General features: G+C 69.6%; 21 protein-coding genes. 15 read left to right on the top strand and 6 right to left on the bottom strand.

The window, feature by feature from the left end; translation table 11 throughout:
• Positions 1-215 precede the first annotated feature (215 nt).
• Together ABLE93_RS01100 and ABLE93_RS01095 are read left to right on the top strand one after the other, a co-directional pair.
• On the top strand, positions 216-1538 hold the full coding sequence (locus ABLE93_RS01100) for an MFS transporter (RefSeq protein WP_348837305.1): 1323 nt from the start codon (positions 216-218) through the stop codon (positions 1536-1538).
• A 118-nt stretch (positions 1539-1656) separates the two neighbouring features.
• Positions 1657-1938 carry a hypothetical protein gene (locus ABLE93_RS01095; protein WP_348837304.1) on the top strand — a complete coding sequence of 94 codons (282 nt, stop codon included), beginning with the start codon at positions 1657-1659 and terminating at the stop codon, positions 1936-1938.
• 15 nt (positions 1939-1953) lie between these two features.
• Here the strand turns inward: ABLE93_RS01095 and fae are convergent, their stop codons facing one another.
• Positions 1954-2463 carry a formaldehyde-activating enzyme gene (fae, locus tag ABLE93_RS01090; protein WP_348837303.1) on the bottom strand — a complete coding sequence of 170 codons (510 nt, stop codon included), beginning with the start codon at positions 2461-2463 and terminating at the stop codon, positions 1954-1956.
• 54 nt (positions 2464-2517) lie between these two features.
• The gene (locus tag ABLE93_RS01085) at positions 2518-3750 is read right to left on the bottom strand and encodes a glycoside hydrolase family 2 TIM barrel-domain containing protein (protein ID WP_348837302.1); all 1233 of its coding nucleotides are present in this window, start codon (positions 3748-3750) and stop codon (positions 2518-2520) included.
• 214 nt (positions 3751-3964) lie between these two features.
• Here ABLE93_RS01085 and ABLE93_RS01080 point away from each other — a divergent pair, with 214 nt between their 5' ends.
• From ABLE93_RS01080 to ABLE93_RS01065, 4 genes are all read left to right on the top strand, one after another.
• Positions 3965-4885, top strand: coding sequence for a metallophosphoesterase family protein (locus ABLE93_RS01080; RefSeq protein ID WP_348837300.1), 921 nt, complete (start codon positions 3965-3967; stop codon positions 4883-4885).
• A gap of 154 nt (positions 4886-5039) precedes the next feature.
• A complete protein-coding gene (locus tag ABLE93_RS01075; protein WP_348837297.1) occupies positions 5040-5573 on the top strand; it encodes a Spy/CpxP family protein refolding chaperone in 534 nt (177 codons plus the stop codon).
• 221 nt (positions 5574-5794) lie between these two features.
• Entirely contained in the window at positions 5795-7036 is a 1242-nt protein-coding gene (locus tag ABLE93_RS01070) for an MFS transporter (protein WP_348837294.1), read from the top strand.
• Positions 7037-7178: 142 nt separating this feature from the next.
• On the top strand, positions 7179-7646 hold the full coding sequence (locus tag ABLE93_RS01065) for a hypothetical protein (RefSeq protein ID WP_348837292.1): 468 nt from the start codon (positions 7179-7181) through the stop codon (positions 7644-7646).
• Positions 7647-7653: 7 nt separating this feature from the next.
• On the opposite strand, the gene ABLE93_RS01060 is transcribed toward ABLE93_RS01065, so the two are convergent.
• The gene (locus ABLE93_RS01060) at positions 7654-8577 is read right to left on the bottom strand and encodes a LysR family transcriptional regulator (RefSeq protein WP_348837290.1); all 924 of its coding nucleotides are present in this window, start codon (positions 8575-8577) and stop codon (positions 7654-7656) included.
• Between the two features lie 122 nt (positions 8578-8699).
• On the opposite strand from ABLE93_RS01060, the gene ABLE93_RS01055 reads away from it, so the two are divergent.
• On the top strand, positions 8700-9125 hold the full coding sequence (locus ABLE93_RS01055) for a DoxX family protein (RefSeq protein WP_348837288.1): 426 nt from the start codon (positions 8700-8702) through the stop codon (positions 9123-9125).
• 78 nt (positions 9126-9203) lie between these two features.
• Here ABLE93_RS01055 and ABLE93_RS01050 read toward each other — a convergent pair whose 3' ends face one another.
• Complete coding sequence (locus ABLE93_RS01050; RefSeq protein WP_348837287.1) at positions 9204-10211, bottom strand: polyprenyl synthetase family protein; 1008 nt, start codon at positions 10209-10211, stop codon at positions 9204-9206.
• A gap of 146 nt (positions 10212-10357) precedes the next feature.
• Here ABLE93_RS01050 and ABLE93_RS01045 point away from each other — a divergent pair, with 146 nt between their 5' ends.
• The 5 genes from ABLE93_RS01045 (at position 10358) to ABLE93_RS01025 (ending at position 16940) form a co-directional block, all read left to right on the top strand.
• Positions 10358-10576: a putative signal transducing protein gene (locus tag ABLE93_RS01045; protein ID WP_510182955.1), complete on the top strand. Its 219-nt coding sequence runs from the start codon at positions 10358-10360 to the stop codon at positions 10574-10576.
• Complete coding sequence (locus tag ABLE93_RS01040) at positions 10566-11336, top strand: tRNA1(Val) (adenine(37)-N6)-methyltransferase (RefSeq protein ID WP_348837282.1); 771 nt, start codon at positions 10566-10568, stop codon at positions 11334-11336. The genes ABLE93_RS01045 and ABLE93_RS01040 overlap by 11 nt, the downstream gene beginning before the upstream one ends.
• A 66-nt stretch (positions 11337-11402) precedes the next feature.
• Positions 11403-12272, top strand: a complete 870-nt coding sequence (locus tag ABLE93_RS01035; RefSeq protein ID WP_348837281.1) for a S49 family peptidase — start codon at positions 11403-11405, stop codon at positions 12270-12272.
• A 120-nt stretch (positions 12273-12392) separates the two neighbouring features.
• Positions 12393-14057, top strand: a complete 1665-nt coding sequence (locus tag ABLE93_RS01030; protein ID WP_348837279.1) for an NAD+ synthase — start codon at positions 12393-12395, stop codon at positions 14055-14057.
• 165 nt (positions 14058-14222) lie between these two features.
• The gene (locus tag ABLE93_RS01025; RefSeq protein ID WP_348837276.1) at positions 14223-16940 is read left to right on the top strand and encodes a DUF2339 domain-containing protein; all 2718 of its coding nucleotides are present in this window, start codon (positions 14223-14225) and stop codon (positions 16938-16940) included.
• Positions 16941-16950: 10 nt separating this feature from the next.
• Here the strand turns inward: ABLE93_RS01025 and ABLE93_RS01020 are convergent, their stop codons facing one another.
• Together ABLE93_RS01020 and ABLE93_RS01015 are read right to left on the bottom strand one after the other, a co-directional pair.
• Positions 16951-17286: a YnfA family protein gene (locus ABLE93_RS01020; protein ID WP_348838448.1), complete on the bottom strand. Its 336-nt coding sequence runs from the start codon at positions 17284-17286 to the stop codon at positions 16951-16953.
• A gap of 22 nt (positions 17287-17308) precedes the next feature.
• Positions 17309-18178: a 4-(cytidine 5'-diphospho)-2-C-methyl-D-erythritol kinase gene (locus tag ABLE93_RS01015; RefSeq protein WP_348837274.1), complete on the bottom strand. Its 870-nt coding sequence runs from the start codon at positions 18176-18178 to the stop codon at positions 17309-17311.
• A gap of 201 nt (positions 18179-18379) precedes the next feature.
• On the opposite strand from ABLE93_RS01015, the gene ABLE93_RS01010 reads away from it, so the two are divergent.
• The 3 genes from ABLE93_RS01010 to ABLE93_RS01000 all read left to right on the top strand — a co-directional run bounded on the left by ABLE93_RS01010 (position 18380) and on the right by ABLE93_RS01000 (position 23162).
• A complete protein-coding gene (locus ABLE93_RS01010; RefSeq protein WP_348837271.1) occupies positions 18380-20119 on the top strand; it encodes a tetratricopeptide repeat protein in 1740 nt (579 codons plus the stop codon).
• 107 nt (positions 20120-20226) lie between these two features.
• Positions 20227-21924 carry a formate--tetrahydrofolate ligase gene (locus ABLE93_RS01005; RefSeq protein ID WP_348837269.1) on the top strand — a complete coding sequence of 566 codons (1698 nt, stop codon included), beginning with the start codon at positions 20227-20229 and terminating at the stop codon, positions 21922-21924.
• Between the two features lie 65 nt (positions 21925-21989).
• Complete coding sequence (locus ABLE93_RS01000; protein ID WP_348837267.1) at positions 21990-23162, top strand: acetyl-CoA acetyltransferase; 1173 nt, start codon at positions 21990-21992, stop codon at positions 23160-23162.
• Positions 23163-23209 lie beyond the last annotated feature (47 nt).

The following is a 23209-nucleotide window of genomic DNA, read 5'->3' as shown; positions in this document are numbered from 1 at the left end:
GTCCCCGTTGGTAGGTGCGTGCAGCCTAGCTCAGGCACGGGGCGGGCCGGAAGCTGTGCCAGCGAGGCGTCCTCTTAGATGAGGCCTCTGACCCTTTTATAACGCCGCTTTGCGCGCGTTTGCGCGCGGCTTTTGTCCCGCCGCCCGCCGCCGGAGCGTTGACGCTCGCCGCGGCCGCCGCCACAAGCTCTGGTCACGGTGGCGGGAGAGCGGCCTTGGACGCGGCGGAAGCGGGGAGGGTGGAGGCGCGGGCCTTCGCCAAGGCGGTGCGGCGGCTCATCCCGCTGATGATGGTGCTTTATGTGGCGAGCTTCCTCGACCGGGTGAACGTCGGGTTCGCCGCGCTCACCATGAACGCCGACCTCGGCTTCTCCCCCGAGGTGTACGGCTGGGGCGCCGGCATCTTCTTCATCGGCTATTTCATTTTCGAGGTGCCGAGCAATCTCGTGCTCCAGAAGGTCGGCGCGCGGCTGTGGATCTGCCGCATCATGGTGACCTGGGGGCTGATCTCCGCCGCCACCGCCTTCGTCACCGGCCCCACCGGGTTCTTCATCGTGCGCTTCCTGCTCGGCGCGGCGGAGGCGGGCTTCCTGCCGGGCATGATCCTCTATCTCGGCTACTGGTTTCCCCTGTCGGTGCGGGCACGCTATGTGGCGCTGTTCATGGCGGCGGTGCCCATCGCCAGCGCCGTCGGCTCGCCGCTGTCCGCCCTCCTGCTCCAGACCCACGGTTTTCTCGGCCTCGCCGGCTGGCAGTGGCTGTTCATCATCGAGGGCCTGCCGGCGGTCGCCCTCGGCCTCGTCGTGCTGGTGCATCTGCCCGACGGGCCGCAAACGGCGTCCTGGCTCGACGATGAGGAGAAGGCGGCCATCGCCGCCCGTCTCGCCGCCGACCACGCCACCCACGCGGACGGGGCAGCGGGGGAGGGGGCGACCCACCACGCCCTGTGGCCGGCGCTGTGCGATGCCCGCGTGCTGCTGCTGAGCCTTGTGTATTTCGGGCTGGTGGTCGGGCTCTACGGCATCGGCTTGTGGCTGCCGCAGATCGTGCGGGCCATGGGCTACACGCCGACGCAGGTGGGGCTCATCCTCATCATTCCTTATGCGCTGAGCGCGGTCGCCATGCTGGCGTGGGGCCGGCACAGCGATTTCCGCCGCGAGCGGGTGTGGCACGTGGCGGGCGCCGCCTTCCTCGGCGCGGTGGGGCTCATCGCCAGCGTGCACGCGCCCACCAATGCGCTCGCCATCGCCGCGGTGTCGGTCGCCTCGATGGGCATCTATGCGGCGCTCGGGCCGTTCTGGTCGGTGCCGCCGCTGTTCCTGCGCGGGACCGCGGCGGCGGCCGGCATCGCGCTCATCAATTCCATCGGCAACCTCGGCGGCTTCGTCGGCCCCTATCTCGTGGGCTGGATCAAGGAGGCGACGGACCGATTCTCTTCCGGCTTCGAGGCGCTGGCTGCCATCGTCCTCCTCGCCGGGCTTCTGGCGCTGGTCCTGCGCCGGCGCCTGAAGCCGCGGGCAGAAGCGGCGGCGCGCTGAGGGTTTTCTGAGAAATTTGGGACTTGGCCCAAGTCGATGATGAAGGAGAAAGTATTTTCTGCTTTACTGTCGCTTCAACGACACGATCGCCGGACATCGGCGGCGGGGGAGGAATATCGTGGCATTCGAAATGAAGGGTCGCTCGTACCCGCCCCCCGGTGCACAACCGGGGCATCTGGCGGCACACAGCCTCGCGGCAGCGGATGCAAGCGCGCGCGAGCGCGCTTCCGTCCTGGTCGTGGCCATGGCCTGCGCGGTCTCCGGCCTACTGGTGGGGCTCTGCCTCGCTGCGGCGCACTGGCCGGCGCTGGCCTTCATCCTCGGGGCGGGGCTTGCCGGCACCGGGGCCTGGATCGGCCGCGGGCTGGCGCTCAGCGTTTCCAACGACACGGCGGACTGACGGCCCCCGGCCGTCTCAGTCGGCGGCGAACGGATGGCGGGCGGTGGCACGACGGGCCATCACCTCGGCCGGACTGGGCGTGCCTGTGACGGCGCGGCTCACGGCAAGGCGCGTCGCCTCGTGATTGAACGCCTGGATCTTTGCATCGTCTGCCGCGTCCCAGTGGATGAACACGCCGACGCAGATGAAGATGTCGTCCGCCTCCTCCAGCGGGATGATGCCGTCGGCGACGCAATCGGCCACGGCCTTGGCCACCGCATATTGGGCGGGGCCGAACATCTGCACCGCCTGGCGGGCGTCCTTGATGGTCACCTTGTTGAACAGCACGGTGGCGGGCTTCACCAGCAGGTTTGGCTCGACCACGGCGAGCAGGGTGGTGAAGCCGTCCTTGTTGTTGGTCAGGGCATTGACGAAGGCGGTCTCGGCGGACGAGCCGCGCGGCCCCATCACGAGGTCGATATGGGCCACCTCGTTGCCTTCGCCCACCAGGGCCTCGCCCACCATGAGGCGGTCAATCTTCGGCATGAAAACCTCCAGACTATCGCTGCGTGCTGAAATGCGTCGGCGGGAAAAAATGCGTCACTGAACCTCGAATGGCAGGTTGCCGGTGGCGGCGGCGCCGCGTCCGTCCCGCACCACCACGAACACCCGGTAGCGCCCCGGCGGCAGGCCGTAGATGCGCACGCCGGACGGCGAGGGGTCGTGCAGGCCGGCGGGGAAGCTCGGCGGCACCGGCTCGGGATCGCCTCCGACGCTCCGGGCGGTGGTCTCGGCCATGATCTGCCATTCCACCTTGATGGGATCGCCGTCGGGATCGGTGGCGGCGAGGCGGACGAGGGTTTCGCCGTCGGTGCCGAAGCGGGCCGGTCCGGCGAGGGCGAGGCCGAGAACGCGCGGCGCCCGGTTCGGGCCGCCAGGCACGCTGCCGTCCCAGAGCTCGGCCATAACCTCCACCGTCTCGGTCCATTCGCCCGTCGGGGTCAGGAGGGAATACCAGCTGGGCGTCACCTCCTGCTTCTGGCCCCACAGGAAGGGGATGACGCCGGCGCCGGCCTGCTTCGCCGCGGTGAGATAGCGCCGCACGCGGGTCGCCTTCTCGGTGGAAGTGGGCTCCATGGGCGCGCCCCACGGCGTCTTGGGGGCGTCCCAATGGCCGAGGGCGCCGAGCTCCGTGATGACGATGGGGCCGCTCCAGCCCTGCGCGCGGGCCCGCGCGGGTGCGGTCAGGAGGCCGTCGCCATAGCCGTTGATGCCGAGCACATCGATGCTGGGCGCGTAGCGCTTCACCAGCGCTGCCTTGTCCATGCCCACCTCGGCCACCACCGCCATGGTGGGGTGCTGGCCATCCAGTGACTTCACCAGGCGCGCCGCCTCCTCGACGGCGGGCCACACGGCCATTGCCTCCTCAGGCGGCAGCTCCACCTCCACTTCGTTGCCGATGCCCCACATGAGCAGCGCGGGATGGGTGCGATAGCGCTCCACCATGTGCCGCAGCGCGTCGAGCTGGGCCTCCACCGCGGCGCGGTTGGCATAGTTGAAGCCGAGCCGCGGGTGGCCGAGCCAGAAGCCGACCATCACCTTCAGGCCGGCGCGCTGCGCCGCGTCGAGAATCTCGCCCGGCTCCTGGCCGTATGTGCGCACCACATTGGCGCCGAGCGCCTTGAGATCGGCAAAGCGCGCCTCGCCGCTGGCGCCGAGGGGAATGAAGGGCTTGCCGTCCACCAGGATCTCGGCGCCGCGCACCGCCACCTGGGCGGCGAGGAGGGGGGCAGGGAGGAGGAAGGAGAGCACAATGGCAAGAAGTGCACGCACGGAGGAAACCCGCAATTGCCTGTGGACTTGTAATCGCATTGCAGCATGAACGGTGCGGGCCGATGACGGCAACATCAATTCCCATTCCTCGGGCGTGCGCGCGCTCCGGCCGCGGGGCCCGGGCGCAGGTTGCCCCTCACCGGGCCCCAGGGGCCGGACGTTGGCCATTATCTGCTATAAGCGCCGCCGTCCCGCTGCCCGAGAGGTCCGCCGCATGTATGTGATCGCCCATCTCTCCGACCCCCACCTCGGCCCGATTCCCGAGGCGCGGATTTCCGAGCTGCTGGGCAAGCGCTTCTTCGGCATGATGAACTGGATCGGCGCGCGGCGGCGCAATTTCGGGGCCTCCACCCTCACGCCGCTGATCGCCGATCTGCTGGCGCAGGCGCCGGACCACATCTGCGTCACCGGCGATCTCGTGAACGTGAGCCTGCCGGCGGAATTCGACACCGGCGCCACCTTCCTCGCCTCCCTCGGCACGCCCCACAAGGTCAGCGTGGTGCCGGGCAATCACGACGCCTACGTGCGCTCCGCCTTGGCCTACCATCTGGAGCGGTGGGCGCCTTTCCTTGCCGGCGACGATACACATCCCAACACGCCGGTGGACGTGGACTCCTTCCCGTACGTCCGCCGGCGCGGTCAGGTGGCGGTGGTGGGCGTCTCAACCGCCATTCCCACGGCCGTTTTCCTGGCCAGCGGCCAGGTGGGCCGCAGCCAGCGTAACCGCTTGTCCGATCTGCTGGACCGGCTGAAGGCGGAAGGCCTGTTCCGGGTGGTGATGATCCATCATCCGCCGGTGGGCGAACGGGCGTTCCACCGCGACCTCCGGGACGCCGCGCAGGTGCGGGCGGTGCTGGCGCGGGCGGGGGTGGAACTGGTCCTCCACGGCCACGATCATCGCAGCTCGCTGGGCCAGATCCCGGCGGCGGATGGTCCGATCCCCGTCGTCGGCGTGCCTTCCGCTTCGGCCGGCCCGGACGATGATCGCGGCGCCGGCGGCTACTGCCTCTATCGCATCTCGGGAGAGCCCGGCGCGTGGAACTGCGAGATGGAACGGCGGGGGTATCGCAGGGGTCAGTCGGCGGTTGAGAGCCTTACGCGGCAAATGCTCGTCGGAAGTGCGGCGCCACAGTGAAAGTCATGGCGGAACAGCGACGCGGCGAAGGCCCTTTATTTCAGAATTTTCTCAATTTTATCAACTTGTAACAAGATGTCGATTACAGAACTTTAAGTTGCCGCTCAGAGCGTTGCGGACGATGCTTCCTTCACCCCCTGGAGGAGGACTTGAAATGAAACGAGCCGTCATTGCCGCCACCGTCGCCGCGCTCCTCGCCGGCTCCGCCGTCACCTACGCCGCCAACAACGGGCCGGCCGGCCCCGCCGCCGCCACCGACGCGGCTTCGTCCGGTCCCGGCCGCTGGAAGCCGAGCCCCGAGGACCGCGCGATCTTCACCGACGCGCGCATCGCCGCGCTGAAGACCACGCTCAAGCTCACTCCCGATCAGGAGAAGCTCTGGCCGGGCGTCGAGCAGACGCTGAAGGACGTGGCCAAGGAGCGCGCCCAGCGCATGCAGCAGATCCGCGCCGACCGGCAGGCCGCGCGCCAGGCGAACACGGCGGTGGATCCCATCGCCCGCATGCGCACCGCCGCCGACCGCATGGATGCCCGCGCCACCGATCTGCGCAAGATCGCCGATGCCGCCGATCCGCTCTACAAGACCCTCGACACCGACCAGAAGCAGCGCCTCAACGCCCTTCTGCGCCAGCAGTTCAAGGGCATGGGCGGTCACCGCGGCTTCCACGAGGGGCCGCGCCGCGGCTGAGCCCGATCGCGTTCCGGGCGGGCCGGGATGGCCCGCCCGGCCGCGCTCCAGCGTGGTCTGAGCGCGGCGGGCGCCCGCTTCCCGGCCCCGGGTGCGGCGATGACACATGAGAAGGGTTCATGGGTCTGTTGACGATTATTGATTTCCCTAAGGACGGCGACCGCTCGTAAACTAAGCCGGACTTCGCGCCCACCGGCGCACCCCGATTCAGAGCTGCGCCCATGTCCGCCACGACCCTGCCGCCCGCCGATACCCGGCGCAGCGCGATTCCCGTCATCCTCATCGTCATTGCCGGCTGCGCGGTGGCCCTCATCACCTTCGGCCCCCGCTCGGTCTTCGGGCTGTTTCTCCTGCCCATGTCGCAGGAATACGGCTGGGGGCGCGACGTGTTCGGCTTCGCCGTGGCGGTGCAGAACCTGCTGTGGGGCCTGGGATCGCCCTTCGCCGGGGCGGTGGCCGACCGCTTCGGCACCGTGCGGGTGATGTGCGCCGGCGCGGTGCTCTACGCCGCCGGGCTGGTGCTGATGGCCTACGCCACCTCGCCGGGCCTGCTGCACCTCAGCGCCGGCGTCATGGTGGGCTTCGGCCTGTCCGCCGCCTCGTTCAACCTCGTGCTCGCCGCCTTCGGCAAGCTGCTTCCCAACGAGTGGAAGTCGCTGGGCTTCGGCGCCGCCACCGCCGCCGGCTCGTTCGGCCAGTTCCTGTTCCCGCCGCTCACCCGCGGGCTGATGGACAGCATCGGCTGGCACGAGACGCTGCTGGTGTTCGGCGCGTCCATGCTCATCGTGCTGCCGTTCTCGCTCGCCCTCGCCACCCGCAGCTCCGAGGCTTCGGCAAGCGCCGCCCATGCGCCGCAGCAGAGCATTTCCGCCGCCCTCGGCGAGGCCCTGCGCCATCCGAGCTACGTGATGCTGGTGCTCGGCTTCTTCACCTGCGGCTTCCAGCTGGCCTTCGTCACCGTCCACATGCCGGCGTTCCTGGTGGACAATGGCATGAGCCTGTCGGTGGGCGCCTACACCCTCGCGCTCATCGGCCTGTTCAACATCATCGGCTCGCTGACCGCCGGCTATCTCTCCAACCGGGTGTCGCGCAAGTGGCTGCTCGCCTGGATCTATGCCGGGCGGGGCGTCGCCATCGCGGTGTTCGTGCTGGTGCCCATCACTCCGCTCAGCTGCTACGCGTTCGGCGCCGCCATGGGCTTCCTCTGGCTCTCCACCGTGCCGCCCACATCAGGGCTGGTGATGCTGATGTTCGGCACGCGCTACATGGCCATGCTGTACGGCTTCGCCTTCTTCTCCCATCAGGTGGGTGGCTTCCTCGGCGTGTACCTCGGCGGCGAGATCTACGAGGCGACGGGAACTTATGCGTGGCTGTGGTGGCTCTCGGTGGCGCTGTCCTTCGCCTCGGCCGCCATCAATCTGCCCATCAAGGAGCGCCCTGTTCATCGCGCGGTAACGGCCTGAGAGCGACAGTTAAGGCACGGCGGCGGAAAATCCGGCGCCGGGCGCACGCCTTGGGTGTTCTCCTGCTGTTCCGTCTCTTGACAACGACCGGTGGTGTCTGCGCAACGTGAACGACGATCAAACGGGTAATCGCGAACAAGCCATGCGCAGCATCCTTCTCGCGGCTCTGGGCTTTGCCGCAGCCTCATCGGCGGCCCTCGCCCCGGCGCCCGCGGCCGCCCAGCAGCTTTCCGCCGAACAGGCGCGCGAGTTCGTGCTCGGCCGCCTGTTCTCGTTCAACTGTTTCGAGGGCTCCAAGGGTGCCGGCCGGGTCTATCCCGACGGCTCCGTGGCCGGCATGATCACGCTGCGCGATAACGCGCCGCGCTTTGTCCGCCTGCCGCCCAACACCCTGCGGGTGCGCGGCGAGAATGTCTGCGGCTTCGTGAAGGGCATGACCTTCGAGCCCTGCTTCGATCTGGTGAAGACCGGCACCAACTCCTTCCGCGGCTCGCTCGCCGGCGTGCAGACCATGTGGTGCGACTTCGTCAGCTCCGGCAGCGACCGCCCGCAGGTGGCCTCGCGCCGCGCCAAGACCAAGCGCGGCACCGCCGAAGCTTCCGCCGAATAGGCCCGCCTCAGCCGGCAGGCGCCTCCGCCGCCTGCGGCTGGCCCTCGCGCCCCTCGATGAGGGGGCGCATCCGACCGATCTCGCGGCCCGCATGCTCCATGAAGGTGCGCACCCGCGCCGTCGCCTTGATGTCCGGGTGGGTCAGGAGCCAAAGGCCCGATTCCAGCTCGGTCTGCTTCTCCATCAGCTGCACCAGGCCGGGCGTGACCGCGGCGATGAAGCACGGCAGCAGGGCGAGGCCGATGCCCGCCGCCGCCGCCTCGGCGAGGCCGAGCACGGTGTTGACGCGGTAGACCAGCTTCTCCTCGCCCACCCGCTCGCGCAGCCACTTGGCCGGCCGGATGGTGCCGAGATTGTCGGAAAAGCCGATCCAGTCGTGCTGGCGCAGGTCGGAGAGGGCAAGCGGCGCGTCCGGCCGATGCGCGGCGCTGCCGTAGATGGCCCAGGCGATGGACGCCATGCGCCGCCCCACCAGCGTGTCCCCGGGCCGGTCGCTGGCGCGGATGGCGACGTCCGCATCGCGCTTGGACAGGCTCAGCGACTGGTTGGAGATCACCACGTCGAGCCGGATCTCGGGATAGGCCGCGCGGAACGAGGCGAAGACCGGGGTGAGCATGTGCACCAGCAACGTGTCGTTGGTGGTCACCCGCAATTCGCCGGATGGCCGCAGGTCCTGCCCGGTGATGCGCCGCTCCACCGCCAGCACCTCGTCGGCCATGCGCTCGGCGAGGCGCACCATCTCCTCGCCCATGGGGGTCGGCACATAGCCCGCCCGCGCCCGCTCGAACAGCCGCGCGCCGAGCTGCTCCTCCAGCGTGCCGAGGCGGCGGAAGACAGTGGAGTGGTTGACGTTCAGCTGCTCCGCGGCGCCCGCCAGGGTGCCGGTCTCGGCAATGGCGCGCACCAGGCGGAAATCATCCCACGCAATCATCGGACCAAACCTCGGCGCTTTGTGAATTGCACCGGTGCAAACAAGACCGGGTTTTTATGAGTATGGCCGTGCGTCAGCGCGAAGGCTAGATGTCGTGTCACCGCAAACCGGAGATTACTCCCATGCTTGACACCCGCACCGCCCCCTACGGCCTCTTCATCCTGCGCGCTTCCCTCGGCGTCATGTGGATCGCCCACGCTCTGATGAAGGTCTTCATCTTCACCGTGCCCGGCTTCGCCGGCTTCCTCGCCAAGATCGGCTTGCCCTCCCAGCTGGCGCTGCCGATCATCGCGGCCGAGCTCGTCGGCGGCATCCTCATCCTCGCCGGCGTCTATGCCCGGCAGGTGTCCGTGCTGCTGATCCCCATCATGCTCGGCGCGCTGAACTACCACCTGCCCAACGGCTGGGTGTTCTCGGCTCCCGGCGGCGGCTGGGAATATCCCGCCTTCCTCACCATTGCCTCGCTGGTGGTGGCGCTGGCCGGCGAGGGCGCCTTCGCCCTGAAGCCCGCCGCCCTCATCCCGTCCCGCCGTCCCGCCGTCGCCTGAGGCCGTCGGCCGAAGATCGGACGCGCAAACAAAAGGCCGGCTCCGCGAGGGGCCGGCCTTTTCGTTCGTGCCCCCGCCTCAGTGGGCGCGGGACAGGCAGAAGTCCACCGCCTCCATCAGCGCGTCCTTGGCGGGCCCGCCGGGGAACAGCGCCAGCGCATCCTTGGCGATGGCGCCGTAGTGGCGGGCGCGCTCCACCGTGTCGGAGATGGCGCGGTGGCGCGTCATCAGGCCGATAGCCTGGGCGAGGTCGGCATCGTCCGCCTCGCCCTTTTCCAGGCAGCGCTGCCAGAAGGCGCGCTCCTTCTCGTCGCCCCGGCGAAAGGCGAGGAGGACGGGCAAGGTGATCTTCCCCTCGCGGAAGTCGTCGCCCACGTTCTTGCCGAGCTTGGCCTGGGAGCCGCCATAGTCGAGGGCGTCGTCCACCAGCTGGAAGGCGATGCCGAGGTTCATGCCGTAGGAGCGGCACGCCGCGAGCTCCGCCTTGGGCCTTTGGGCCAGCACCGCGCCCACCTCGCAGGCGGCGGCGAACAGCTCGGCGGTCTTGCCGCGGATGACGGCGAGGTAATCGTCCTCGGAGGTGGCGGTGTTCTTGGCGGCGGCGAGCTGCATCACCTCGCCCTCGGCGATGACGCAGGCGGCGGTGGAGAGGATGTCGAGGCAGGTCATGGAGCCCACCTCCACCATCATCTTGAAGGCCTGGCCGAGCAGGAAGTCGCCCACCAGGACGCTCGCCTCGTTGCCCCACAGCTTGCGCGCGGCGAGCTTGCCGCGGCGCATGTCGCTCTCGTCCACCACGTCGTCATGGAGCAGCGTGGCGGTGTGCATGAACTCCACCGAGGCCGCGAGCTTCACATGGCCTTCGCCGCGATAGCCGGCGAGGGCGGCGCAGGCGAGCGTCAGCATCGGGCGCAGCCGCTTGCCGCCCGAGGAGATGAGGTGGTTGGCCACCTCTGGAATCATCGCCACGTCGGAACCGGTGCGCGCCAGGATCACGGCGTTCACGCGCTCCATGTCCGGCTTCACCAGGGCGACCAGCGCCTCGATGGACGGCTCATTGGGCTCGAACGGAAGGACGAGGGCCAAGAAACGCTCCCGCTTGTCATTCTTCGGGCCGCACCATAGGGATGCGGATGGGTGCCGTGCAAGCTCCGGCCGCGCGGCAGCACCCTCGGACGGGTAAGGCGCCGGTCCTGCGTGACCTCTGGGGCAGGTGGTATACGATGCAGGAGATGGTGAGAACCAACGATCTCGTTCTCCTCGGCGCCATCGAGGCTCTGCTGACCGCCGCGGACATCGGGCACATGGTCGCGGATGCCCACATGAGCGTCATGGAAGGCTCCATCGGCGTCTTTCCCCGCCGCCTGCTGGTGGTGGACGAGGACGTGACGCGCGCCCGCCGCCTGCTGAAGGAGGCGGGATTCGGCGCGGCGCTGCGCGATGCCGACTGAAGCTGAGCCGCAGGCCGGCGCGCGCTCCACCGACAGTGTGCTGGGCGGGCGGCTGCTGCTGCGCCAGAGCTTGAGCGGGCACAGGGTGGGGCACGACGCGCTGCTCCTCGCCGCCTTCGCGCCGGGCGCATGCAGCGTCGCCGTGGACCTCGGCGCAGGCGTGGGCAGCGCCGGCCTCGCCTTTCTCACCCGGATTGCCGCGGCGCAGGCGACGCTGGTGGAAATCGACGCTGAGCTTGCGGCTCTCGCCGCCGACAATATCGCGCTGAATGCCATGGCCGGCCGCGCCAGCGTGGTGGTGGCCGACGTGGCGGCGCTGGCGCGGCCGTCTGGCCCGCCGCATCCGGGCGCTGGCGCGGCAGACCTCGTGCTGGCCAATCCGCCGTTCAACGCGACGGCCGCCCACCGCACCTCGCCGGACAATGCCCGCGCCCGCGCCCATATGGCGGAGGAGGGGCTGCTGGAGGAGTGGGTGCGCGCCGCCGACCGCTGCCTCGCCGCGCGCGGCGTCCTCTGCCTTATCCATCGGCCGGAGGCGCTGGCGGAGCTGCTTGCTGCCCTCGCCGGCCGGTTCGGGGCGGCGGAGATCCTGCCGGTCCATCCGCGTGCCGATCGGGCGGCGGTGCGCCTCCTGGTGCGCGCCACCAAGGGCCGGCGCACGCCGCCCGCCATCCTGCCGGGGCTGGTGCTGGCCGACGCCGCCGGCCGGCCGACGGCCGAGGCAGAGGCTGTGCTGCGCGACGGCGCGGCGCTGCGCTGACGAGGGTCAAGCCAGCCGGCGTCGGCTCGCCTTGAGCGCGCCACCGCGACCGCCTACATCTTTGCAATGGCCGAATTCCTCTCCTCCCTATCGCGCCGCGCCCGCGGCATCCTTCCGAAGAAATGGCGCTCCGAGGCGCCCCTGGTGCCGGTGGTGCGGCTCGCCGGCCCCATCGGCATGACGACGCCGTTCGCCCGCAGCCTGTCCCTCGCCGGCGTCGCCCAGGCCCTCGACAAGGCGTTCGGCATGAAGGAGGCGCCCGCAGTGGCGCTCATCATCAATTCGCCCGGCGGCTCGCCGGTTCAATCCCATCTCATCTTCCGCCGCATCCGGGCGTTGGCGGAGGAGAAGGAGAAGCACGTCTTCGCCTTCGTGGAGGATGCGGCGGCCTCCGGCGGCTACATGATCGCCTGTGCGGCGGACGAGATCTTCGCCGATCCCTGCTCCATCGTCGGCTCCATCGGCGTGGTGACCGCCGGCTTCGGCTTCGACAAGGCCATCGAAAAGCTCGGCATCGAGCGCCGCGTCTATACGGCCGGCGAGCGCAAGGTGACCCTCGATCCCTTCCGCCCCGCCCAGCCGGAGGACGTGGAACGGCTGGATGCCCTGTTGAAGGAGCTGCACACCGTGTTCGCCGATCTGGTGCGCGCGCGCCGGGGCGACGCGCTGGCGGAGGATGACGCGGCCCTGTTCTCCGGCGAGTTCTGGCTCGGCACACAGGCGGTGGGCCTCGGCCTGGTGGACGGGCTCGGCGACGTGCGGGGCATCCTCAAGGCGCGCTACGGCACCGATGTGAAGCTGAAGCTGGTGCCGGCCTCCTCCGGCTTCCTGCTGCGCCGCGCCTCGGGCTTTTCCGGCGCGCTTGCCCGCGAGGCGACGCTGGGTGCCGCTGCCGCCGTGGAAGAGCGGGCCATGTGGTCCCGCCTCGGCCTCTGACGGCTTCACGCCGCAGGGCGCGGACGTGTCGCAGCCGCCCATGACGAAGTATGAGGCAGATGCGGCGCCTGCCCGTTTCTTCCGCTTCCCCCCTTGCGCGCCTGCGGTTACATCGAAAGCATGACCGAGCCCGCCGATACGCTTCTCATCGCCGTCGCCCAGCTCAACCCCACCGTGGGCGACGTGAGCGGCAATCTCGAGATCGCCCGCCGCACGCGGGAGAGCGCCCGCGATGCGGGGGCGGAGCTCGTGGTCTTCCCCGAGCTCTTCATCGCCGGCTATCCGCCCGAGGATCTGGTGCTCAAGCCCGCCTTCCAGAAGGCGTGCCGGGATGCGGTGGATACCCTCGCCGCCGATACGGTGGACGGCACCGCCGTGCTCATCGGCGCGCCCTGGGTGGAGGAGGGCCGGCTCTACAATTCCGTGCTGCTGCTGGAGGAGGGGCGCATTTCCGCCGTCCGCCACAAGGTGGACCTGCCCAATTACGGCGTGTTCGACGAAAAGCGCGTGTTCTCCCCCGGCCCGCTGCCCGGCCCCATCCCCTTCCGCGGCGTGCGGCTGGGCGTGCCGGTGTGCGAGGACATCTGGGGCGCCGACGTGGTGGAGTGCCTCGCCGAGACCGGGGCGGAAATCCTCATCGTCCCCAACGGCTCGCCCTATCGCCGCTCGGTCTATGCCGAGCGCGAGAATGTGGCCGTGGCGCGGGTGGTGGAAAGCCGCCTGCCGCTGCTCTACGTGAATCAGGTGGGCGGGCAGGACGAACTGGTGTTCGACGGCGCGTCCTTCGCCCTCAACAACGACCGCTTCCTGGCGCTGCAGTTTCCCGGCTTCGTCGAGCGTGTGCGGGTGGTGAAGTGGCAGCGCTTCGACACTGGCTGGCGCTGCATCGGCGCCCATCTCGCCGAGCGCATCGAGGGCGACGAGGCGGACTATGCGGCCTGCGTCGTCGGCCTCAGGGACTATGTGACCAAGAACCGCTTTCCCGGCGTGGTGCTGGGCCTTTCGGGCGGCATCGATTCGGCGCTGGTGGCGGCCATGGCGGTGGATGCCCTGGGGCCGGAGCGGGTCCACTGCATCATGCTGCCCTACCGCTTCACGTCCGACGACAGCCTGAAGGACGCCGCCGCGGTGGCCGAGGCCCTGGCCGTGCGCTACGACATCGTCCCCATCTCCGCCGCCGTAGAGGGTCTGGAGCAGACCCTCGCCCCCCTGTTCGAGGGCACCCAGCGCGACGTGACCGAGGAGAACCTCCAGTCCCGCGTCCGCGGCACCCTGCTCATGTCGGTGTCCAACAAGTTCGGCTCCATGGTGGTCACCACCGGCAACAAGTCCGAGATGTCCACCGGCTACGCCACCCTCTATGGCGACATGAACGGCGGCTACAATCCCATCAAGGATCTCTACAAAAGCGAGGTCTTCCGCCTCTCCCGCCTGCGCAACCGCTGGAAGCCCGCCGACGCCCTCGGCCCCGACGGCGTGGTCATCCCCGACCGCCTCATCGACAAGCCCCCCACCGCCGAGCTGCGCGAGAATCAGAAGGACGAGGATTCGCTCCCGCCCTACGGCATCCTCGACGCGATTCTGGAGCGGCTGGTGGAGCGAGAGGATTCGGTTGCCGACATCGCCGCCGACGGCTTCGATTCGGCCACCGTAGCCCGGGTGGAACGCCTGCTGAACATCGCCGAATACAAGCGTCGGCAGGCCGCGCCGGGGGTGAAGGTGACAGGGCGCAACTTCGGCCGCGACCGGCGCTATCCCATCACCAACCGCTTCCGCGAGGTGTAGGCGCGGAGCGGTGGGCCGGGGAGGTCGGCGCGCTGTGTCGTGAGCCGGCTACCGCCATGCTGGCGGGCGAAATTCCCAAGTGTTTTTTGACCCTTAGCGCTCATCCGCTAGCCCTCCGCCACGGCTCCGGCTAGGCTGCCGTCGGGCTCCAACCGGGTGGCGGCAATGGATGAGTGGGCGCTTATCGTTCTCGTGGTCCTCGCCTTTCCGGTGATGACCCTGATCGCCTTCGTCATCGCATTGACCAGCCGTGGCCGGATCCGCGTCCTGGAAGAAAAAGTTGCGGCTCTGGAAGGCCTTATGGGCGTTGCTGTGCCGCCGCCGGTGCCGTCCCCGCGGCCCGCTTCGCCCCTCGCCCGCCTCGCCGAGCCGCCCCCCTCCGCCCCGCCCGCTCCGCCGCCCGAACCCATCCGCGACGTGACGCGTCCACCCCCCTTGCCTGTCGCCCCGCCGTCCGTGCCGGCGTTTGAGCCGGGCAAGCTGAAGGAGCGCCTGGCCGGCTTCGAGGAGAAGGTCGGCGCCCGCTGGGCGGTGTGGGTGGGCGGCCTTGCGCTGGCGCTGGGCGGTGTCTTCCTGGTGCGCTTCGCCGTGGAACAGGACCTCATCGGCCCCGCCGCCCGCATCGGCCTCGGCCTTGCCTTGGCGGCAGCGCTGCTCGTCGGCGGCGAATGGCTGCGCCGTCGCGACCGTCGTGAACCGCTGCCCCCCCCCACCAGTTTGCGCGGCTTCGTGCCGGACGTGCCGAGCGTGCTCACCGCCGCCGGCACGATGACCGCCTTTGGCAGCCTCTACGCGGCCTACGAACTCTACCATTTGATCCCGCCGCAGGCCGCCTTCCTGCTGCTCGCTGCCACGGGCGTCGCAACGCTGGTGGCGGCGCTGCTGCATGGTCCGGCGCTGGCGGCGCTGGGATTCGTCGGCGCGGCGGTGACGCCGTTCCTCATCACCTCGTCCGATCCCAATGCCTGGGGCGTGGCGCTGCTGATCGCCGTGGTGGGCGCGAGCGCCCTCGGCGTCGCGCGGGTGAAGCGCTGGGCGTGGCTGGCGCTGCTCGCCATCGCGGGCATGGTGGCGTGGGGCCTCACCCTCATCGCCTTCGGCGTGCCACAGGCGGTGAGCGCATCGGGTGCGCTGGGCCTGGTCCTGCTCGCGCTCACGGCCGCGCTGCTGGCGCCGGGCCTTCTGTGGGGGCCGCCGGCCGGAAACCGGCCCGAGCCTGTTTCCATCGCCGGCGCCGTGGGCGCGCTCGCGGTGACCGCTGCCGCCGCCGTGGCGGGACACGTCGCCCTTACGCCCCTCGCCGTCTTCACGCTCTCCGCCGTGGGCGTGCTCGGCCTCGCCTGGCGTGCGCGGGCCATGACCTTCGCGACTCTGGCGGTGGCGCTGCTGGTGCCCGCCATCCTGACCCAATGGGTGTTCCCCGCGCCTGCGGGCGCGACGGTGGCGCCCCCCGGGCCCATGGCCGGAGCAGTGGCGGAGGCGGCGCGGCTCTCCATCGGCCATTTCACCGTCTTTGCCTTCGCCATGGGCGCGCTGCTGCTCGGTGCCGGCGTCGCCGGGGCGCGCCGCGGCGGGCGCAGTCTCGTGGCCCTCGGATGGGCAGTGACCGGGGCGGTCGGACCGGTGCTGATGATGGTGGCCGCCTATGCTCGGCTGACCGAGCTCGACCGCAGCCTGCCCTTCGCGGCGCTGGCGCTGGCGCTGGCCTTCCTCTTCACCCTGGCGGCCGAGATGCTGCTGAAGGTGGGCCGTGCAGCGGCGCGCTTTGCCGCCACGGTGTTCGCGGCGGCAGCGGTGGTGAGCCTCGCCCTCGCGCTCACCTTCGCGCTGGAGAAGGGCTGGCTGACCGTCAGCCTCGCCCTCGCGGCCCTCGGCGTCGCCTGGGTCTCGACCCTGCGCCCGCTGCCGGGATTGCGGCAATTCTCCGCCGCCCTGGGCCTCGTCGTACTGTCGCGCATCGTCTGGCTGCCCACGATCGCCGGCAGCGATCCGGGCGCGACGCCCATCCTGAACTGGCTGCTGTGGGGCTATGGCGTGCCTACCGGAGCCTTTGCCGGTGCCGGCTTCCTGCTGCGCGCGCAGGACGACTGGAGCCGGCGGGTGCATGAATGCCTCGCCCTTTTGTTCGCGGTGCTGCTCGCCGCCACCGAGGTGCGCCACCTCGCGCATGGCGGCGACATCTATGCGCAGGGCACGCTGCTGTTCGAGACCGGGCTGCTGGCCTGCGTCTACGGCGCCTATGCAGTGGGCCTCGCGCGGCTCGCCGCCGTAACCGGGCGGGCGCTCTATCGGGTCTTTGCCGACCTCATGGCTGCCATCGCCGCCATCTGCGCCATCAACGGCTTGCTGGAAAACAATCCGTTCGCCACCGGCAAGGCGGTGGGCGGGCCGCTCTTCAATGATCTGCTGATCGCTTATGCCCTTCCGGCGGCGCTGGCGCTCGCCTTCGCCGCGAGCCAGCCGGACACGCGCCCGCGGGTACGCCTCGCGGCGCGGGCGGTGGCGGTGGTGCTGGGGCTCGCCTATGTGACGTTCGAGGTGAGCCGCCTGTTCCAGGGGCCCGAGCTCGATCCCGACGCGATCACCTCCGGCGAATGGTACGCCTGGTCGGCCGCGTGGCTCGTCTTCGGCATGCTGCTGCTGGCGCTGGGACTATGGCGTGGCTCACGCACCCTGCGCCTCGCCTCGGCGGCGGTGATGGTGGCGACGGTGCTCAAGGTGTTCCTCTCCGACATGGCGGATCTGGAAGGCGTGCTGCGGGCGGTCTCGTTCATCGGGCTTGGGCTGGTGCTCGTGGCCATGGGCTGGGTCTACCAGCGCCTGTTGGGCCGCGAGAAGGCCGCGTCGGCCGATCCCCTGCCGCAGGATCCGCCGCCCGCCTGAGCGGGGCCTTTCAGCCCCTGGGGCCGAACACGATCACCGCCGCACCGGCGAGGCAGATCAGCGCCCCGGCGGCGTCCCAGCGGTCGGGCCTCACCCCTTCCACGCCCCACAGCCAGGCGAGGGAGGCGACGATATAGATGCCGCCATAGGCCGCGAAGGCGCGCCCGGCGGCATCGGATTCCACGAAGGTGAGGGCATAGGCGAAGGCGGCAAGGTTCGCGAGGCCGACGCCGAGCCACAGAGGCGAGCCGCCGTGCCGCACCACGTGCCAGAAGGCAAAGCAGCCGGCGATCTCGCAGAAGGCAGCGAGCACGAAGGCGGCGAGGGTCAGCCCCGGAAGCGTCATCATGAAAGTCCCGGCCGTCGCCTCACCTCAGCACGGTGGGCTTCACCCACCAGTCGGGCTCTTCGGCAAGCACGCGACGTGCCAGCGCTGCCGCGGAACGGCAGCTGTCCGTGAGGGCGAAGACGGTGGCGCCCGAGCCGGACATGCGCACCAGCCGGGCTTCCGGCATCGCCGCCAGCAGGTCCAGCGCCCGGCGGATCTGCGGTGCCAGCGTCACGGCAGGGAGTTCGAGATCGTTCGGAACGCCGGCGATCACCGCGAAAAGGCCAAGCGGCTCCGCCGGCAGCGGTGTGGGATGGGCTGGCCCGTCCAGCCTCGCACCGGGTGCCAGGCCGAGGGCGCGGAAGACGCCCGCAGTGGGCACGGCCACGCCGCAGTTCACAAGGACGGCGGGCAGGGGCCGAAGGGCGAGGGGCGGCGACAGGCGGTCGCCCACGCCTTCCATCATCCGCGCGCGCGGATCGAGGCAGACCGGCACGTCGGAGCCGGTGGCGCGGGCGGCGGCGAACAGGCGCGGATCCCCGGGCGCTAGGCCGTTCAGCCGGGCGAGCAGGCGCAGCGCCCCCGCAGCGTCCGACGAGCCGCCGCCAAGCCCCGCCGCAACGGGCAGGCGCTTTTCCAGATGAAACGCACCAAGTCGAGCGCCTGGAACCTCGGCAGCGAAAGCGCGTGCGGCGCGCAGCACGAGATTGTCCGCGTCGGGCCCTGCCGCGGCCGCCGTGCGGCCGCTGACGGTAAGGGAGAGGGGAGCATCGGGATCGAGACCCAGGAGGTCGGCGGCCCCCGCAAAGGCCACCAGGCTCGCGAGATCGTGAAAACCGTCGGCCCGGCGGCCGAGGACGCGCAGGGTCAGGTTGATCTTCGCCGGAGCGCGGGTGCGCATCGCTTCCATGACGGGGGCTTATGCCGCGACGCAACCTGGGCCGCAAGGCGTGGCCGTGCCGCGGTACCGCACCCCATGAAATGGACGTAACTTGCGGTGCCACAGGAAAGCCGCCATCCTCACGCCATCTCGCCCCGCTTGGATCTCGCGTATCCTAGGATCTGGGCGCGTCAACGCCCCCAGGGGCCGGCATTTCAGGACATACGATCGGTGACGACTGCACGCCCCTTCTTCTCCGTGGCCTTCGCGGCCGGCCTTGCTGCGGTGCTCCATCTGTCTTCGGGCCCGGCCCGTGCCGAAGCGCTGTCGGACGTCGACACCTCCCTGGCCGGCAATTATCTCGCCGCGCGGCTCGCCAGCTCGGAGCGCGACTCGGACGCCGCCGTCACCTATCTTCGCAATTTGATGAAGCTCGACACGCGCAACGAGGAGATCCTCGAGCGCACCTTCTTCGCCATGCTCATGGACGGGCAGATCGACGAGTCCATGAAGCTCGCCGACCGCATGGTGAAGATCGACCGCACCCATCGCATCGCCCGGCTTGCGCTGGCTGTGCGCTCCATCAAGAAGACCCACTACCAGACCGCCCGCACCAATCTCGCGCTCTCGGTGCGCGGCCCCATCGGCGACCTCACCGCCACGCTGCTCGCGGCCTGGACCTTTTACGGGTCCGGCAACACCAAGGGTGCGGTTGAGCTGATCGACCGCCTGGAGGGCCCCGACTGGTACGCCCCCATGAAGGAGCTGCACGCCGGCCTCATCCTCGATGCGGCGGGCCAGAAGAAGGAGGCTGGTCGGCGGCTCGAACAGGCGATGAAGGCCGATCCCGGCTCGCTGCGCGCCATCGACGCCTACGCTCGCTGGGCCTCGCGCAACGACGGCGCCGAGGCTGCGCTCGCGGCCTACACCACCTTCGAACGGCAGCTGCCTAACCACCCCATCGTGCAGCAGGCGGTGAAGGAGCTGAAGGCGGGCAAGACGCTGCCGCCGCTGGTGAAGACCGCCCAGGAAGGGTCTTCCGAGGTGCTCTATGGCCTCGGTTCAACTCTTGGCCGGCAGGGCGGCGAGGATCTGGCGCTGGTCTATCTCCAGCTCGCCATCTGGCTCTATCCGGAGCACCCCTTCGCCAGCCTGACCCTGGCCGACCTCTACGAGCAGCTGAAGCAGCCGGCCAAGGCCATCGAGGTCTACGAGACGGTGCCCGACACCTCGCCGCTGAAGCGCAATGCCGAGGTGCAACTGGCGGTCAATCTCGACGCCACCGACAAATTCAGCGAGGCGCGCGCGCATCTCGACAAGATGATCTCCGCCGACCCGAAGGATATCGAGGCCATCGTTGCGCTCGGCAAGATCCAGCAGACGCGCAAGATGTTTTCCGAGTGTGCCGCGACCTATTCCAAGGCCATCGCCCTTATTCCCACGCCGACGCGGGCGAATTGGGCGCTGTTCTATTTCCGCGGCATCTGCAATGAGCGCTCGAAGAACTGGCCCCAGGCGGAAGCTGACCTCAAGAAGGCGCTGGAGCTGAACCCGGACCAGCCGCATGTCCTGAACTACCTTGGCTATTCGTGGGTGGACCAGGGCATGAACCTGGACCAGGGCCTCGACATGATCCGCAAGGCGGTGAAGCTGCGACCCGACGACGGCCCCATCGTCGACAGCCTCGGCTGGGCCTATTACCGCCTCGGCCGCTACGAGGAGGCGGTGGTGGAGCTGGAGCGCGCCATCGAGCTGATGCCGCAGGACCCGGTGATCAACGACCACCTCGGCGACGCCTATTGGAAGGTGGGCCGGCGGCTGGAGGCGGGCTTCCAATGGAATCACGCCCGCGACCTGAAGCCGGAAGCCGATGACCTCGCCAAGATCGTGGTGAAGATCGACAGGGGGCTCGACGCCGTCGACCAGCCGCCCCCCGTCCGCAAGGCCGAGGAACAGCAGAAAGGCGGCTGACGCGCCGCCTGCGCAAGGCTCTCTTCGCAGGCACAGCATTTTTGCCGTCCCCGCGCTTTTCACGCGCGGGCCGAGCCGCTAGGGTCGGCCCGCCCGGGGACTGATCCATGCACGATAGAACCGCCCGCCCGCTCGATCCCACCTCCGACGCGGCGATCGCCGCCAGCGTCACGCCGCTGCCCATCGAGGAGGTGGCCGCGCGGCTCGGCATCCCGGCGGAGTCGGTCTTTCGCTACGGACCGCACAAGGGCAAGATCGGCCTCGACTTCATCGCCGGTGCCGTCTCAGAGCCCCGCGGCCAGCTGGTGCTCGTCACCGCCATCAACCCGACCCCCGCGGGGGAGGGCAAGACGACCACCACCATCGGCCTCGGCGACGCCTTGTCCCGCCTCGGCACCAGGACCGCCATCTGCCTGCGCGAACCCTCCCTCGGCCCGGTGTTCGGTGCCAAGGGCGGCGCCACCGGCGGCGGCCACGCGCAGATCATTCCCATGCAGGACATCAACCTGCATTTCACCGGTGACCTGCACGCCATCACCGCCGCGCACAATCTGCTTTCGGCGCTGATCGACAACCACATCCACTGGGGCAACGCCCTCGATCTCGACCCGCGCCGCATCAGCTGGCGGCGGGTGATGGATCTGAACGACCGCGCCTTGCGCCAGATCACCATCGGCCTCGGTGGTCCCGCCAACGGCTATCCGCGCGAGGACGGCTTCGACATCACGGTGGCGAGCGAGGTGATGGCCATCCTGTGCCTGGCCGACAGCCTGGCGGACCTGGAGGCGCGGCTGTCGCGCATGGTGATCGGCCAGACCCGCGGCCGCCGCATGGTGCTGGCCGAGGAACTCGGCGGCGTCGGCGCCATGGTGGCGCTGCTGAAGGATGCCTTCCAGCCGAACCTCGTGCAGACTATGGAGGGCACGCCGGCCTTCGTCCATGGCGGCCCCTTCGCCAACATCGCCCACGGCTGCAATTCCGTGATGGCCACCAAGACCGCCCTCGGCCTCGCCGACGTGGTGGTGACGGAGGCCGGGTTCGGCGCCGACCTCGGCGCTGAGAAATTCCTCGACATCAAGTGCCGTCAGGCCGGCCTCGTGCCCTCCGCCGCCGTGGTGGTGGCGACGGTGCGGGCGCTGAAGATGCACGGCGGAGTGCCGCTCAAGGAGCTCGGCAGCCCCGATGTGGCCGCGGTCACGCTCGGCTGCGAGAATCTGAAGCGGCATGTGGAAAATCTCGGCAAGTTCGGCCTGCCGGTGGTGGTCGCCCTGAACCATTTCACCGGCGACACGCTGGAGGAGCTGAACGCCGTGCGCGACGCGCTGGCGCCCATGGGCGTCGACGTGTTCCCGTGCGGCCACTGGGCTCGGGGCGGGGAGGGGGCCGAGCACCTCGCCGTGGCGGTGCGGGACCTCCTGGCCCGCCGGCGGCCCTTCGATTTCCTTTATCCCGCCGAGCTGCCTCTGAAGGCCAAGATCGAGACCATCGCGCGGGAGATCTATCGCGCCGAGCGCGTCGATTTCTCCTCCACGGCCCTGGCGCGGCTCAAGGAATATGAGACGGCGGGCTTCGGCGGCCTGCCCGTCTGCATGGCCAAGACTCAGTATTCCTTCTCGGCCGATCCGGCCGCGCGCAATGCCCCGACGGGCCACGTCCTGCCCATCCGCGAGGTGCGCCTCTCCGCCGGCGCGGGCTTCGTGGTGGCGCTGGCGGGAGATATCATGACCATGCCGGGCCTGCCCTCGGCCCCCGCCGCCCATGACATCTTCGTCATGCCGGACGGCTTCATCGCCGGGCTGTCATAAGGCCCGCCCGCTCCCTATGTGAGACGGGACAATGCAATGCGGCGTCACGCCGCCGGGAGACAATCATGGAGACCAAGGCCGCCATCGTGGGCTGGGCGCACTCGCCCTTCGGCAAGCTCGAGGACGCCGACACCGAGGCGCTCATGAGCCGCGTCGCCGGCGCCGCCATCGAGCATGCCGGCGTCTCGCCGCAGGACGTGGATTCCATCCACGTGGGCGTGTTCAACGCCGGCTTCCAGAAGCAGGACTTCCAGGGCGCCATGCCGGCCCTCTCGGTGCCGGAGCTGGCCCACGTGCCCGCCATGCGGCTGGAGAATGCCTGCGCCACCGGCTCCGCCGCCATCCACTCCGCACTCAACTATATCGAGAGCGGGCAGGGCCGGATCGCGCTGGTGGTCGGTGCGGAGAAGATGACGGCCAAGCCCACGGCCGAGGTTGGCGACATCCTCCTGAATGCGTCCTATCGCAAGGAAGAGGCCGACATCGAGGGCGGCTTCGCCGGCGTGTTCGGCCGTATCGCCCAGACCTATTTCCAGCGCTACGGCGACCGCTCGGAAGAGCTCGCTCGCATCGCCGCCAAGAACCACAAGAACGGCGTCTCGAACCCCTATGCGCAGATGCGCAAGGATTTCGGCTTCGAGTTCTGCAACACCATCTCCGAAAAGAACCCCTATGTGGCCGGCCCGCTGCGCCGCACCGACTGCTCGCTGGTGTCGGACGGTGCCGCGGCGCTGGTGATCGCCTCAGCCGACGTGGCCGAGGGCCTTGCCCGCGCCGTCGCCTTCCGCTCTCGCGCCCAGGCCAACGACATCCTGCCTCTGTCGCGACGCGATCCCATCGCCTTCGAAGGCGCCCGCCGGGCGTGGCTCAAGGCGCTGGAAAAGGCCGGCATCTCGCTCGATGACCTGAGCCTCGTGGAGACGCACGACTGCTTTACCGTGGCAGAGCTGATCGAGTACGAGGCGATGGGCCTCGCCAAGCCCGGTGAGGGCTACAAGGTGGTGCGCGAGGGCGTCACCGAGAAGACCGGCAAGCTGCCGGTGAATCCCTCGGGCGGCCTCAAGTCCAAGGGCCACCCCATCGGCGCCACCGGCGTCTCCATGCACGTCCTCTCGGCCATGCAGCTCATGGGCGAGGCCGGCGACATGCAGATCGACGGCGCCAAGATGGCCGGCGTCTTCAACATGGGTGGCGCGGCCGTCGCCAATTACGTGTCGATCCTCGAACGGGTGAAGTGAGCGCCCGGGGGTCCTAGGCACGTCGTCCAGGCATCAATACGGAACCG

Origin of the sequence: Xanthobacter pollutisoli (assembly GCF_040044995.1) — a bacterium.
Lineage (GTDB): Bacteria > Pseudomonadota > Alphaproteobacteria > Rhizobiales > Xanthobacteraceae > Xanthobacter.
Note: the sequence above shows the minus strand (reverse complement) of the source record. Positions and strands in the feature narration are given on the sequence as shown.

Excerpts from the sequence above, each read along its gene's own strand:
- ABLE93_RS01045 (WP_510182955.1), top strand. The coding sequence starts at position 10,358 with ATGGTGAGAACCAACGATCTCGTTCTCCTCGGCGCCATCGAGGCTCTG.
- ABLE93_RS01040 (WP_348837282.1), top strand. The coding sequence starts at position 10,566 with ATGCCGACTGAAGCTGAGCCGCAGGCCGGCGCGCGCTCCACCGACAGT.
- fae (WP_348837303.1), bottom strand. The coding sequence starts at position 2,463 with ATGCCGAAGATTGACCGCCTCATGGTGGGCGAGGCCCTGGTGGGCGAA.
- ABLE93_RS01005 (WP_348837269.1), top strand. The coding sequence starts at position 20,227 with ATGCACGATAGAACCGCCCGCCCGCTCGATCCCACCTCCGACGCGGCG.
- ABLE93_RS01065 (WP_348837292.1), top strand. The coding sequence starts at position 7,179 with ATGCGCAGCATCCTTCTCGCGGCTCTGGGCTTTGCCGCAGCCTCATCG.
- ABLE93_RS01035 (WP_348837281.1), top strand. The coding sequence starts at position 11,403 with ATGGCCGAATTCCTCTCCTCCCTATCGCGCCGCGCCCGCGGCATCCTT.
- ABLE93_RS01015 (WP_348837274.1), bottom strand. The coding sequence starts at position 18,178 with ATGGAAGCGATGCGCACCCGCGCTCCGGCGAAGATCAACCTGACCCTG.
- ABLE93_RS01025 (WP_348837276.1), top strand. The coding sequence starts at position 14,223 with ATGGATGAGTGGGCGCTTATCGTTCTCGTGGTCCTCGCCTTTCCGGTG.
- ABLE93_RS01070 (WP_348837294.1), top strand. The coding sequence starts at position 5,795 with ATGTCCGCCACGACCCTGCCGCCCGCCGATACCCGGCGCAGCGCGATT.
- ABLE93_RS01080 (WP_348837300.1), top strand. The coding sequence starts at position 3,965 with ATGTATGTGATCGCCCATCTCTCCGACCCCCACCTCGGCCCGATTCCC.
- ABLE93_RS01060 (WP_348837290.1), bottom strand. The coding sequence starts at position 8,577 with ATGATTGCGTGGGATGATTTCCGCCTGGTGCGCGCCATTGCCGAGACC.
- ABLE93_RS01055 (WP_348837288.1), top strand. The coding sequence starts at position 8,700 with ATGCTTGACACCCGCACCGCCCCCTACGGCCTCTTCATCCTGCGCGCT.
- ABLE93_RS01020 (WP_348838448.1), bottom strand. The coding sequence starts at position 17,286 with ATGACGCTTCCGGGGCTGACCCTCGCCGCCTTCGTGCTCGCTGCCTTC.
- ABLE93_RS01075 (WP_348837297.1), top strand. The coding sequence starts at position 5,040 with ATGAAACGAGCCGTCATTGCCGCCACCGTCGCCGCGCTCCTCGCCGGC.
- ABLE93_RS01000 (WP_348837267.1), top strand. The coding sequence starts at position 21,990 with ATGGAGACCAAGGCCGCCATCGTGGGCTGGGCGCACTCGCCCTTCGGC.
- ABLE93_RS01030 (WP_348837279.1), top strand. The coding sequence starts at position 12,393 with ATGACCGAGCCCGCCGATACGCTTCTCATCGCCGTCGCCCAGCTCAAC.